Annotated in this window: 10 protein-coding genes; 5 read left to right on the top strand and 5 right to left on the bottom strand. The window is 60.9% G+C overall.

Features of this window, described 5'->3' with window-relative positions; translation table 11 throughout:
* The first annotated feature begins 21 nt into the window (after positions 1-21).
* Complete coding sequence (locus tag ACVIJ6_RS06510) at positions 22-3,120, top strand: hypothetical protein (RefSeq protein ID WP_456772005.1); 3,099 nt, start codon at positions 22-24, stop codon at positions 3,118-3,120.
* Between the two features lie 41 nt (positions 3,121-3,161).
* Here ACVIJ6_RS06510 and ACVIJ6_RS06505 read toward each other — a convergent pair whose 3' ends face one another.
* A complete protein-coding gene (locus ACVIJ6_RS06505; protein WP_456772004.1) occupies positions 3,162-3,902 on the bottom strand; it encodes a class I SAM-dependent methyltransferase in 741 nt (246 codons plus the stop codon).
* 150 nt (positions 3,903-4,052) lie between these two features.
* Between ACVIJ6_RS06505 and ACVIJ6_RS06500 the strand changes: the two genes are divergently transcribed.
* Together ACVIJ6_RS06500 and ACVIJ6_RS06495 are read left to right on the top strand one after the other, a co-directional pair.
* Positions 4,053-4,976 carry an acyltransferase family protein gene (locus ACVIJ6_RS06500; protein WP_456772003.1) on the top strand — a complete coding sequence of 308 codons (924 nt, stop codon included), beginning with the start codon at positions 4,053-4,055 and terminating at the stop codon, positions 4,974-4,976.
* 139 nt (positions 4,977-5,115) lie between these two features.
* Positions 5,116-6,132: a glycosyltransferase family 4 protein gene (locus tag ACVIJ6_RS06495; RefSeq protein WP_456772002.1), complete on the top strand. Its 1,017-nt coding sequence runs from the start codon at positions 5,116-5,118 to the stop codon at positions 6,130-6,132.
* A gap of 105 nt (positions 6,133-6,237) precedes the next feature.
* Here the strand turns inward: ACVIJ6_RS06495 and ACVIJ6_RS06490 are convergent, their stop codons facing one another.
* Positions 6,238-7,605: an oligosaccharide flippase family protein gene (locus ACVIJ6_RS06490; RefSeq protein ID WP_456772001.1), complete on the bottom strand. Its 1,368-nt coding sequence runs from the start codon at positions 7,603-7,605 to the stop codon at positions 6,238-6,240.
* Positions 7,606-7,914: 309 nt separating this feature from the next.
* Here ACVIJ6_RS06490 and ACVIJ6_RS06485 point away from each other — a divergent pair, with 309 nt between their 5' ends.
* Positions 7,915-8,985, top strand: a complete 1,071-nt coding sequence (locus ACVIJ6_RS06485) for a glycosyltransferase family protein (RefSeq protein WP_456772000.1) — start codon at positions 7,915-7,917, stop codon at positions 8,983-8,985.
* The gene (locus tag ACVIJ6_RS06480) at positions 8,985-9,980 is read left to right on the top strand and encodes a hypothetical protein (RefSeq protein ID WP_456771999.1); all 996 of its coding nucleotides are present in this window, start codon (positions 8,985-8,987) and stop codon (positions 9,978-9,980) included. Before ACVIJ6_RS06485 ends, ACVIJ6_RS06480 begins: the two co-directional genes overlap by 1 nt.
* Here ACVIJ6_RS06480 and ACVIJ6_RS06475 read toward each other — a convergent pair.
* From ACVIJ6_RS06475 to ACVIJ6_RS06465, 3 genes are all read right to left on the bottom strand, one after another.
* Positions 9,970-10,893, bottom strand: a complete 924-nt coding sequence (locus ACVIJ6_RS06475; RefSeq protein ID WP_456771998.1) for a beta-1,6-N-acetylglucosaminyltransferase — start codon at positions 10,891-10,893, stop codon at positions 9,970-9,972. The two genes, ACVIJ6_RS06480 and ACVIJ6_RS06475, sit on opposite strands and share 11 nt — an antisense overlap.
* Before the next feature lie 30 nt (positions 10,894-10,923).
* A complete protein-coding gene (locus tag ACVIJ6_RS06470) occupies positions 10,924-11,991 on the bottom strand; it encodes a glycosyltransferase family 61 protein (protein WP_456771997.1) in 1,068 nt (355 codons plus the stop codon).
* An 80-nt stretch (positions 11,992-12,071) separates the two neighbouring features.
* Positions 12,072-13,280, bottom strand: a complete 1,209-nt coding sequence (locus tag ACVIJ6_RS06465; RefSeq protein ID WP_456771996.1) for a glycosyltransferase family 4 protein — start codon at positions 13,278-13,280, stop codon at positions 12,072-12,074.
* Positions 13,281-13,407: the final 127 nt, after the last annotated feature.

Here is a 13,407-nt window from a genome sequence, read left to right as displayed (position 1 = left end):
TCGATAGGGATTAGTTGCGCCATGCTGGATCGCCGTCAGTTGTTGTCAGGGGCGGGTGCCCTCGCGTTCGCCGAGTTGGTCCCGTCCGTTGTCTCAGCCGCAGATCCTGAGGCTGGACGTCGCATCGTAATCAACACGATCGCAGGCTATGCCAATTTCGCCAAACATTTCGTGTTCAACAGCGATCCCGGCAATCAAGACGCCAACGGCTATCCTATAAAGACGCCCGCGACAAACATGGGGGCCAACCCGTCGATGCCGGAGGGATACTTCGGCGATTTCGTCTGGAAGTTTCGTGGGCGCGGTTCGATGCAGTTCTCGCCTGGCGCGCTGATCCGCAGCGGCGGGCAGAACATCGTCGGCGTCAACGGCAATACCGGGGAGACGAACTACAACACCACGATCCTCGACAAGACCAATCCGCGGGTGGTGCTGACCTTCGGCGCCAATATTCTGAACATGTCGCCATCGCCGGTCGACAATGGTGCCGGCGGGCGGCGCGTGCGCCTGACTTTCAAGCCGGGTTTCGCCAATTCCGCAAGTCCGGTGATCAAGGTGCAGGCGCTGGCGGGGCGCGGCCAAGCCGCTGCGGCCGGCATCTGGAAATCCGTGCGGGTCGATCCGAATACGGTGGATCTGGTCGCCAATGCGCTCACGGGCGAGCCGGCGGCCTGGAATCCGAACGATCCCTATCGCGGGCCGGGCGGTGAAGCGATCTGGCAGGCGACCAACATCGCCGTCTACATCCTGGCCCAGGGCACGTTTTCGGGATTCAGCAATCTCGTGTTCTGCAAGGCCGAGAACGAGACGCTGGTCGATTCCGGGGCGCTCGTCGATCCGCTCCTGATCGAGCAGATGCGACATTTGCGGCCATCCTGGCTGCGATTCATGGATCTCACCGGGGTACAGGCCAGCTATGAGAGCGAGTTCGCGCGGCGCGTCCCGGCGGCGAGCTTGTTCTATCCTGGGCCCGGAGGAAGGTTCGTACCGGATTATTGGGTCGGTAGCATCAAGCGGGGTCCCGAAGATGCCTATACGTGTGTCAGCCGATCGGGGCCGAGTGCGGGGCCGTACCGGGACAACGAGGTCGTTCAGGGAGTTCTCGATCTCCCCAACAAAGGTATCAATCCGACGTTGAATGTCGATGGCCGCGGGGCGAAGTACATTTACGGATTCGGTGCGCAGTGTCGAATACTGAGATTGTCGGGCGCGACTCCTGCGCCGGGCAGCAAACTCGAGTTCAGGTTTTCCGCGCCATGGCTCAATGGCGGTAAGCCGTATGATGCATCCTATATTGTCGGATCCCGCAGGCGCTACCAGGATTCGAGTTTCGCCGGCATCAAAGCCAATCTTATGGATCTCTTCGCTGCCGATCCGATACTCACCGGCAAGGTCGCGGTCTGGAATTCCGGAGACTTGAGCTTCTTTCCGATTACCCCTCACATGGGCGCACTGTCTATCGACTACCTGTCAGGCCCCGCGGGCACGTTTTGCCGCATCGGTCGACTCGATCCCTACGCCTTCGCGGCTGGTCAGAATCGAATTCGCATGCGCTTCGCCGGAAATATATCGAATGCGGAGATATTGTCCCTGACCTTCAATCGCGCCGATCTTCCGGGAGGCTCATATACATTGTCTTACGAGAGCCGGATCGGGACCGACAAGTCGCTGCAGGTGCTATGCGCGAGTCTCAATCAGGCCATCAACAACGATACGATATTGAAGCAGGCCGGCATCTCTGCGTTCCCCTTCGGTCTGCCGCCCAACACCTTGGACATTCAGCAGGCCGACACCTGGGCCGGAGAGGGCCTGTCGTTGTCGCTGCGCAGCACCGGCGCTGTGTCGGCGACTGTCGGCGAAGGCGGTGCCACCGGGACCTTCATCTACAGCTATTTGCTCGACGGCTGGATCTGGCGTCCTGGCGGCATGCTGCAATCCATTCCATTCGAATACATGGTGGAGTTATGCAACGCCACCGGTGCGGGCTGTTGGATCAACTGGCCGATCAATACCAACGCGCAGTTCATCACCGACGTCACCAACTACTTCCGGGACAATCTCAAGCCGGACGTGAAGTTCGGCACGGAGGTCGGCAACGAGATGTGGAACTTCGGCCAATCGCCCTGGGGAAGGGCGATGTCGAAGGGCTTCTGCCTGGGGTTCGCATCCGGGAGTAATAATCCGAACTACAGCATCACCGCACTGCGAACGAAGCAGTATGGCGATCTCACTATCGCCGCGTGGACGGCAAAACGGCCGCGCGCTCAGCTTTATCTCTTCAATCAGTCGGCGACCTGGGATCTTGGCAACACCAACATGTTCCAGTTCAAGGGCGGTAGTCTGGACGCTGCCGCGAACCGCATCTATGCCGCGCATGGCGGGCTTGGTGGCGGGCCCGCTCCGTCCTACAACGCAGCGCCAAATCGGCCGATCGATATTTGTGATGCCATCGGCGTTGCGCCATATTGGGGATCGCCTTGGATTGCGGGCGACGTGAACTACATCAAGGGAGCGGCGTTTGAAAATGCACCGCTGCTGCAGGCGGCGAAAGATCATGCCGCCGGTAATGTCGACGTGGCCTATACCGCTCTGTCGGCTCAGATCTATGGGGCCGTGAAACGAAGCTCGCCAGGCGCGGGCGGCATTACCTTTGAGCATTACAAGACGAAGGTCTATCCTCAGCTTGAGCAGATCGCCGCATCATTCGATGCCGGCCGGTCGCGCAAGATGGCAGTGATTCATTATGAAGGCGGGCCACAATTCGGGGTCGGCAACATCAACAATGGCACCAATGATCCTGTCACCGACGTTCCGGGGCTTACCGCGAGGATCAAGTCGCTGGGTTGGAACGTCTCGGCCTACACGGTTAGCGGTCGGGACGACGCCACTGAAATGGCGTCGCAGATCGTCGCTATGATCTATCGTTACAAATTCAGTCCGCAATATAAGGCGCTTTACAAGCAGGGATTTGCCGACGTGGTTGCTGCCCATCCGGGCCGCGAGGCAGCAGGTGCGCAATACGGCTATGAGCGATCGCAATGGGGTCTGTTCCCGCGCGGCTACGGCGCCGAGCATTATTCGAGCTACGACGCCATCCACGAGTTCAACAGGGGAGGTTGAGGCGGTGCCGCTTCCCGGTTGCGCCAACCGCAGAAGACGGATCACAGTGTCGGGCGGTCGTAAAGCGTCGTCTTGATGATGCCGCCAAACTCACTCACCTCGCAGAGAATGCGGATGCTGTCGGCCTTGAGATTGAAGGGAGGCTCCGTCAAGACCAGGCCAGATCCGAAATTGACTCGGTGATCCGGTCCGGCGGCCTTGTCGAGATTAGGGATGAAATCGGAAAAGCCGGGAATATGCTCGGTGATGATTGCGTACCGATAGTTGCAGAGCTTCGGCAGTATCTGTGCCACCTGCCGGTTGTTGAGATGCTGGAGCACCTGTCTCACCAGCACGACGTCGCCCCGCGGCAAGTCGTCGGTGACCGCATCGCACACGACGAATTCGACGCCGGGATGCTTGCGCCGGTTCTGGGCGATAACGAAGTCGACGACGTCGCAACCGATATAGCGTCCGGCGCACGTCACAAGCCGGCTGCCGACGTGAAAATCACCGCAGCCGACGTCGACGACGGAAGGTCCGCCGAGCTTGCTGAGGAAACCGCTCACTGCTTCGACATATGGCGCGACCACGGTTGGATCGCGGCTGCCGCTCCCAGAGCAAGGTCCCATGGAAAATCGCCCGCCCCACAGCTTCTTGCGGTAGATCTCGGAAAAGATCTGACGTGGCTCCTGGCCGAGGAATTCTCGTGCGTACCGTTCGGGATTCGTGCTTGGAAACAGGGTGAGCATCAATCTGCGCGCTGCAGTCTTGATGGCTATAAGGGCTTTTCTGTCGTTCATACAAAATGCTCGGGAACAGGCCGCGCTACAACGGTCATGACTGCGAGATCTCTTGCTCTCGACCGAGAGCGCTTGTACTGTCCCACTTTCAATTAGGCATCATCGTTGCAACCCGAAGTTATTAACGGTACTTGTTTCATGGTTTGACCAATGGCTGTTCCCGCTCGCGTAAAAATGGGCTGGCTAGAGCTGGCGCGAGGTTTTGCTGCGCTGCTAGTCGTAATCAGCCATGGATCTCTGGCGGGCGTGCCGTCGCAATATTTTCCTTTCATCGTGTCCCTCGGCACGTCTGCAGTCGCGTTTTTTTTCGTTTTAAGCGGATTCATCATCCTCCACATCCATGGGCGGGATCTTGGTCGGCCGGACATGGCCGCTAATTATGCATGGCGACGAGTTGTTCGGATCTTCCCAACATACTGGCTCGTATTCACAATTGATCTAGGCTTGCACCTTTTCGTGGGCAATAGGGCAGGTATCGCCGAGATGGGCTTGGGCTGGATCGTTCACGAGGCCTTGTTGCTTCCTGGTGGACAGCTCTATGTGAGCGTGGCCTGGACATTGAGGCACGAACTTCTTTTCTACGGTCTCTTCTTGGTGGCTATTCTCAACCGAAGAACAGGGGCGCTACTCTTTGGTTGTTGGTTTGCAATCATCTTGGACTATTTTGTGACTTATGGGTGGGAGCAAGACCTGTCTCGGCCTCCATTGCAGACGCTGGCTAGTCCACTGAACCTTTGTTTCTTCCTCGGCATGGCTATTGCTGTTTTTCATCAAAAATGGTCACAGCTCTTTATGTCGATCAACGCACCTGCCACGAGCCTGTGGTTCGGTGCCGTTTCCTATCCGCTCTACCTCGTCCATCTCACCATCTATTTTGCTATGTCAGGTGTATTCAAAAGGCTTGGAGTAGATCCTTCATGGCCCTGGCGATTGGCTGGTGCAGTCCTATTGTCTCTTGCTGTCGCTTACGTTCTTGCGCGCTGGTTTGAGAGGCCGGTACTTGAGGGCCTTAGAAGGCTTAGCCCCGATCCACTCTACCGGCGCTCATCTATCAAGCTAGAAAGAAGCGGATGATGCAGCTTATCAGCTGGCCCAGCGTGAACGGGCATCTAGATCGTATCGAGCGCAGATCTAAGCTGGCCGTTTGAGTTCTCTACAGTTCCGGCTTAGATAGATGTGACGGAGGCCGATTGGCTCTGATCCAGGCAGGCATGTGACAGAAAAAGTGGTGATTTGCTGCTCCGAGATTGACAGCCCTACGTGGCGCTGGGTCGCGCCGTACTTTCCTGGCCTGACCTGGGAATTTGTTGCCTGTAAGTCTCGTTTCGGAAGGGGCCTGCAACAGTTTATTAATCTGGGGCGTCTCTCGGCGGCTCTGAAGTCCGTCAGACTCGCACGCCGAAACAAGGGGGCGGTGCTGGTCACGCATGGGCCGACCTTGGCCGCGTGGTGTGCATTGTTCGCGCGGCTGCTTGGCGTGCGCGTCCCTATCCTCGCCCACAGCTTCAATTTTGTTGCTCTGCCCGGGCGGTTGAAGCTCGTTGTGTTCAGATTTGCGCTGGCGCGGGTGCCGCGCTTCGTTGTGTTCTCTCAGGTCGAAAGAGAAGTCTATGCAGCGGCATTTCACCTTCCCATCGAACGTTTCGAGTTCTTGCATTGGAGTGTTCGGCCGCCGGCCGTTGCCTCTCCGGACGACCCCGTAGAGGCGGGCGACTACGTGGCGGCAATCGGCGGTAACGCGCGCGATTACCCGACATTGATCGAAGCGGCGCGCGCATTGCCCGATGTCCGTTTCGTGCTCGTGGTGAGGCCGGAGAACCTCACCGGGTTGAACGTCCCGCAGAACGTGTCTGTCCATTGCAATGTCGACTTTGGAGAGGCGATGAACATTCTTTATCACGCGAGATTTATGGCCCTTCCGTTGAGTGATGCGCAGGTTCCTTGCGGTCATGTGACGCTGGTCGCCGCGATGCATCTCGGCAAGGCGATGGTGGTGACCGACTCCCGGGGAGTGCGTGACTATGTGTTCGATGGCGAGAATGCTCTTCTAGTCGAACCAAAATCGCCTGCTGCACTTGCCGCAGCGATAAGGCGTCTTTGGGATGATCGAGAGTTTTGTGGTCGGCTTGCGGAGCGCGGACGTCTATTCGCGGCGAAGTCGTGTACCGAGGAGCAGGTCGCGGTCCAATTCGGCGGGTTTCTCCATGAATTGGTTGCGGTGCGCCCGTAATGAATGCCGTTTTCTCCTCCTGGACGAAGGAAGCCTGGCAGCTCGGAGTCGGAGAGTTCGTGATAAGGGCTGCGATTCGTCAAAGCAGCGATATCGATCCCTTTCTCAGGGCTTGAGGATGTCTATGGCCACATTGGCAAGCAGTCCCGCCCCCCATCCGATCGGCCAGAGGCCCAAGATCAGGATTTCGAACCGGAAGTTATTCAGCGCATAAGAACGATTTAGCCAGAAGATCAGCGGCACAATCGATATCAGATAGAGCCCCGCGCCAATGATGGCGCCGGTCTGTCCATAGAAATAGTAGAGAAGCGGTACGACGACGAATAAGGAGATCAATTTCGTGATGTTGATCGCCGTGAGATAATTCGCCTTTCCAAGCGCGATGTAGACGTCCTGGACGATGCCGTACCTCGAGAACAACAGATAGAACGAGAGAAGCTGCAGCATTGGACCCGCCTCTGCGTAGCGCGGATCGTAGAGCAGCTCGACGATGGAGTTGCCCGAGGCGAACAGGAAGCCGGCGCTGGCAATGTAGGCGGCATCTGCGCCCCACCGCATGCGATAGAACACTTCACGCAGGCGATGCGGCTGTTCGTGCACGATCTCGCTGAGAGCGGGCAGAGAGACTGCCCCGAAGAGTCGTCCACCAATGCCATCGACAACAGAGGAGAGATTCGATGCGATCGAGAACAGCCCGAGATTCGTTGGCGTGAGCCAGATCCCGAGCAGCAGCCGATTTCCCTGGGAGGCGATGATGCCGACAAAGGATGAGATCGAAGCCCATTTCCCGAACTGCATCAGCTCATTCAAAGCAGCTCGGTCCCAGGCGATCCGATCAGGGGCCCCCTTCAACCACAGATGGCCCGCTGCCGTATTGACGATTGAGCCCGCAATGGAACTGGCGACGAAACACCAGACGGAGCCGGTAAACCAGGCAAGTACGACGGACACGCTGAGGCCGACGAGCATTTGCCCGAGATCTATGATCGTCAGCCGTGCGAGCGACAAATCGCGTCCCATCGTCATCACTCTCATCGATTGAAGGCTGTCGATGACGATCGAGAAGGAGGTCACGGCGACGATCGCGGGAAGCACCTTGTTGCCATAGACGGAGTTCTCAGTGATGACTCCGAGACGATCGAGCGTTGACAGGCCCGCCGCCGCGATCACGCAGAAGATCCAGATCGACAGGCCGCGCAGGATCTGCACGGTCCATGCGGTGTGGAGGAACCGGGGCTCGCGGATGTTCGGGCTGCGGATCACCGCCTGCCGCAGGCCGATATCGCCGGTCAATGCGATCACCAGCTGGATCGATGTGGCCACCGCCATGATTCCGAATGCCTCGGGCGCCAGGAGCCGGGCGATGATCAGATTGCCGAGAAGCCGGAGCACCAGCGCGCTGCCATAGCCGGCGACCGTCCATGCGCTGGCGTTCAGGATGCGCCGCTTGAGCGAACGGGAGGGCTGGGTCATGAACAGACTCTGGCGCGGTCGCGGGACGCTTCTTGGGACATCGAGCGGCCGTCACGCCTGCCTGGTACCGGATGCATTGGACCCGTGCTCGCGATCTGTGCTGCAGGCCGCGGGCGGGAGCGTCCTTATTCGCAAGGTCAATCTAAAAGTCAAATCGTCCGAGCTGCAGTCGCGCGGCCGCTCTGGCCGTCCTCGCCGGGCCGGCGCGCGCTGATCTCGCGGGGCGATCGAGAAGCACAATTGACCTGATCAGGGCGCTGCAGCTATTGAGCTGCCATGGTGAGCGGAGCGGGAAACAAAGCTGGAACGGTGCTGATTTCTCGTCGTAAACCGCCGTTCGCCGGCTGGGTTGCGATCGACGAATTCGAGGATCTGTTCGCGCGGTTCAGTGACGGACACATCCTCTGTGCCGAGCATCGCTCGATCCGTACCGTCGTGGGGCGGACCAAGAGCCGCCTGTTCGGGCCGTTTCTGCGGTTGGACGATGCGAGCACCGGCGATCTGCTGCTCGTCGTGGCACGCAACCCTAGCGATCTGCGCATGGTGCGCGCCCTTCCAGATGCACGGAAGCGCTTTCGGCAGATCGTCGGCTATGTGATCGACTCCTATTTCCTGGAGGCCTATGGCCGTTGGGCCGGGCAATATGATCACGTGTTCTCGACCAGCGAAGAGGGAGCAGAGCTGCTGCGCCGGAAATTCGGCGTCTCCAGTTCCGTGTTGCGCCAGGGCTTCGATTGCCTGCGCTGGGCCAACACCGATGCGGCGCGCAGCATCGACGTGATCGGCTTTGGCCGTCAGCCGGACAGCTATCATCAGCGCTTCCAGGCCGAATTTCATACCGATCGCTCGACGGTGCTGTATCTCCACTCGCCGCTCGGCGTCCACACCGGACAAGGCGTCTATACCGAGCGGCCGATGCTGCTGAAGCTGCTGCAGCGCGCGAAGATCTCCCTGGCGTTTCACATGCTGGTGGACCCGATCGGGGACCGGCCGCGCGATGCAGGTTTCGTGACGAGCCGCTGGCTGGAATCGCTCGGCACCGGTTGCGTTGTCGTCGGCAAACGGCCGGTCGGCGTGATGGCCGACGAGATGTTTCCCTGGTCGAATGCGACAATCGAAGTCCCGGACGATCCCGCGCGCGCGGTCGCGTTGATCACCGAACTGTTGGAGGATCCGGGTTTCATTGCCGACACACGCGCCCGCAACGTCACCGAGATGTGCCGCCGTCATGATTGGCGGTACCGCATCAGCGACATCTACAAGCATCTCCAGCTGCCAGAGCCGGAGCTATTGAAGCGGGAGCTCCAGGCCCTGGACAGCCTGAAGTTTCAGTCGCCGCTCCAGGCCGTGGCGACGCGCGGGCTCTCGGGATTTGGCTGATGCGCGACCTCAAGGGATTGCCCGAAGATGGGGCGCAGACGCCCCGCCGGCTGTTCATGGTGTTGTCGCCGCGGTCGCTGCCTTATGCGCGGCTGGCGCTGCGCAGCCTGTTGCGCAATTGCGTGGAGCCGTTCACGCTGACGCTGATCACCGATGGGCCGGACGATGTGCGTCAGCTCCAGGACGAGCTCGAGCGCTTGCGCGCGGGTCCCGCGCCGCAATTGCGGGCGATCGCGGTTCATGGCGAGGCCGATCTCGCCGAGCTGGAGGAGGCGCGGTTCGGCCGCCGTCCGGCGCTGCGGGGGTTCCGCCATGGCCATCCCTGCTGGCGCAAGATCACCGATCCCCTGCTGCTGAGCGAAGCGGGGGAGGAGATGGTCGTGCTCGATCCCGATCTGTATTTTCCCAATCGCTTCAGCTTCGAGCCGACGATCGCGCGCGGCGTGATGCTGATGTGGCAGCGGCCGTCCTGCCTGCTGCCCGACGAGGTCGTGACATCCGCGATCGCGGCCGGCGTTGCGCTGGCGCATCACACCGATATCGGTGTCGCGCAATGGCGGCAGCCGGTCGATCTGGACTGGCTGAACTGGCTGATCGCGACGCTCGAGGCGCCGAGCCTGCCGCGCCACATGCATATCGAATCCATCGTCTGGGCCGCCATCGCGATGAAGATCGGCGGCGGCTATCTCGATCCCGGCCAATGGGTCTGCTGGCACCGCACGCAATATAAGCGCCTGCTGCGCCGCCTCGGCGTGTCCGGCGCGGCGGTGCTGCAGCGGGAGCGGTTCTCCGGGATCAAATGCTTTCACGCCGGCGGCGAGGCCAAATGGTGGCTGGTCGACGCCCATCAACACGGCCTGCTCGACCGCAACGACACCGCCACACATCCGGCGCCGCTGCTGCCGTTCGAGGAGCTGCAGCCCTGGCAGTTCCGGATGCTGAAGGCGCGGCGGAGCTGGCTGCGGCGGCTCGGCTATTACGAGCTCATGGGCTGAGCGCGATCTCGCGGTCGATCAGATCGAGGAGCGCCAGGCTGCGCTCGTCAAATTTGCGGGCGAACAGTTTTGGCGAAGCCCGCAGGCGCTCGGCATCGTCCATGTCCAGGGTGCGCGGATAGAGCGGATTCGGACGCTCCCAATCGGCATAGCGCAGATCGTCGCTGACGATCCGGTCGCGGAACGGCGAGTTCGACAGCAGGCTCTGGAAGAACGATTCGTCGGGAATGAAGACGGTCTTGAAATAGCGGACATAAGCGGGGTTCTGCCCCACGAAGCTGTCGATATAGGCGACGCAATCCCTGGTCAGGCACCACCACATCGAGCCGCCATGGGGCCGAAAGCCGAGCGGAAAGCGCCGGCGCCATTTGATCTGGATGTGCCGGCTGCGGAACGACAATGTCCAATAGAGCACGCGGTTGAGGGCGTTGTGCTCGCCCTGCGCCGCGGTCCACCGATTGGGCGCGTCGGCGGCAAAGGATTCGATGAACTCGGCGTTCGGATGCGCATCGAGCTGCGCGCGGATCTCGTCCTGCGACTTGATCGGATAGTCCTGGCCGGACAGCAGGAAGGCGCGGTCGAACGCCAGCTTTCTCGTGATCGCCTCGCGCATGCAGCTCAAGGTCGCCGCGACGATGCCGAACCGGCCCCAATAGCAGCGGTGGCGCTCGGTGCAGAGAAACACCTGGCTGGGCAGCCGCTCGGACAGCGCCTGCAGCTCCTGATAGACCTCGACCGCCGCCCGCTTGTCGACATGAACCACGAAGACATTGCGATCGTCGCGCAGGCGCTCGATCAGCCGGATGACCTGATGCGGCGCCTTGTGGCAAAGGATGAAGAAGGCGAGCCGGGTCGCGCCGCCCGGCCGCGTCAATGCGTTGGCGTCACCCTGCGGGTCGGGACGGCCGGTCATTGCCCGACCCTCAGTCGAAGCCGGGCGCGGTCACGCCAGCGCCCTGTCAAGCAGATCGATGGTCTGTTGGATCTCGCTCAGATCAAAGCGATAGCCGCCGACCTGCTGCCCCCGCATGCCCACGACCATGGCCGACCTGATCCCGAGGCACGCGCTCCATTGCCGTTGATTGGCCGAAAACCGGTCCGGCGGCTGCAGCACTAACAGGCCGCTGCTGGACGGCATCGCATAGACACAATGTGCAATATGGCTGCCCTCGAGCGAGACAACCATGCGCGCATCGACCAGCGCCTCCAGCATCGCGTCGAACGGCGTCGTCGCCGTGTCGAGAACGACGAAGCCGCTGCGCGTGAGACCGTCGATGATCTCTGCTTCGTTCTCGATCCAGCGCCGCGCTCCGTCCTGGCCGCGCTTCAGGTAGACCAATGTGCGACGGCCCTTGTGCGGAAAGCGCGCTCCGACCACCGCGCGGAGGCGTTCGTAGCGCTCGCGACGCAGGCGGTTGTGATGATAGTCGCTGAAGATCGTCAGATGCCTGATCCGCGCCCGGAACGTCGGCGCGCAGCTCTGGTTGAACAGCGCCTTGTAGTGCTCGACATGCAGCCCGGTCGGCCCCGGCAGGCAGAGCGGAGGGAGACCGAGATCTTCGGCCAGCAGGTGCAGCGTGCAATCGTCACGCAGCCAATGGCCGAAATATTTCACGCCGTAATAGGACGAGACCAGGGCTGCCTGCTCGATCTCGACGGGCTTGACCTGCCCATCATATTTCAGCTCACGCACGAAGAAGCGCATCGTGCCGGAATAGACCGAGCCGTCGACCAGGGCGACGTCCTTCAGATGATAGGCAATGGTCGGCGCATGGACACCGCTCGATCGCGTCGCAGTCTCGAGCTCCTGCGCGAGTGTCGATTCCGCGGGCGCGCCGGTGATCCGCTCGATCTGACCATCGAGACAGAGCAATGGAAGGAAACTCGCCTGCTCTTCGGGAGCAATGATCTCGCGCCGATAGGCTGCGGCTTCCAACGTACCAGGACCGGCAAACAGACGCTTCGCATGACGCCGATACTTGAGTAATTGCAGGCTTGCGTTCGATATCATCTAACTAGACATTTGGAAGGCTGGCGAAACGGAGTAATCGCTGAACAATAGCAAGCGATGCTTGTCCAAGGCGAGATGTTTCAACTCCGCGGCACAGCTTTCTCGATTGCGGCACCATAGTGCCCCGAGTTCAAGCTGTGACTTGAGAGCCACTGTCGCGCAGGAACTGTATCCTCCAACCAGGCTGCGACAAAAGCACCCATGGTGACCGGCAGTTGAATTCGGTTCCACGCGTCCTCCGAGCTTGCCGAGAGCGCTTGGTAGAGCGCGGGATCGTCCAAGACTTTGACAATCGCCGCGGCCAATTGGTTCACGTCTCGTGCCCGGAAGATCACCGCACTCTCGCCGTCGGTCAGCGCGTTGCGAAACATCGGATGATCCGAAGCGACGATCGGCGTGCGGGCGGACAGCGCTTCGTAGATCGTCAGCGGCAGCCCTTCCGGATAATCGTGCCGCGACGGAATGACGACGAGATCGGCCTCCCGCATCAGCTGCGGAACGTCCTCATTGGCGACGACGCCAAGGAAGGTGACGGCGTCCTGGATCGCCAATGCGCGGGCCAGCGCGGCCATGCTGCCGTCGGCGTCGCGCCCCGCCAGCGTCAGCGACACCGGATAGCCCTGGCTGCGAAGTCTGGCCGTTGCAGCCAGGAGATCGCCGACACCCTTCGCCTGCGACAGGCTGCCGACATAGAAGACCTTGCGGGGACCGTCACCCGTCAGGCTGCGCGACGGATAATCGGCCGGTCGATGCGCCGGAGGCCAGTCCCACGGCACGATCTTGTCGGCACGCACACCGATGCCCGCTAGCGACAGGCAGGCGCTGATGCCATGATTGCCGACCCACTCGATCAGCGGGTCGTTGAGCTGACGGGCCAGCAGGCGATGGCGGATCGCCGCGCGCAGACCGCCCAAGTTGAAGGAATCTGCCAGCGGCACGATCGTTCGGATCCGGTTCCGCCTGGCCCATCGCAGCACCGGCGCCAGGGGCGAATTGATCGACAGGCGGTTCGGCTCGGTCCTGGCGACGAACGGCAGCAGTGCGGCCGGATCGAAGCCCGGACGCAAGCCTGCGCCGACGGCACGAACGCCATTGGCCAGGACCACATCGTAAGGGCTGTCGCTCACGGCGCAAATCACCGCGACCTGCTCCAGCTTCCTGGCCAGAGATCCGACGAAATCCACCGAATGACGCTGCGCGTAATAGGTTTCCTTGCCGCCCGCCGACAGGCGCTCGAACGCCTCCCGATAATCTCCGGCATATTGAACGATTGTGAATCGCAAGCTCATGCGTCCATATCTGCCAGGATCTCGGTCCCCATGCTCGATCATCGAAGCCCGCGCGGCAGCTGTCCACCGCTGCCGGCGGAATTCTCCGTGACCCACATCGTCGTTGGGAGCGGCGGGAACCTGTTAC

The organism is Bradyrhizobium sp. USDA 4369, assembly GCF_054056435.1.
Note: the sequence above shows the minus strand (reverse complement) of the source record. Positions and strands in the feature narration are given on the sequence as shown.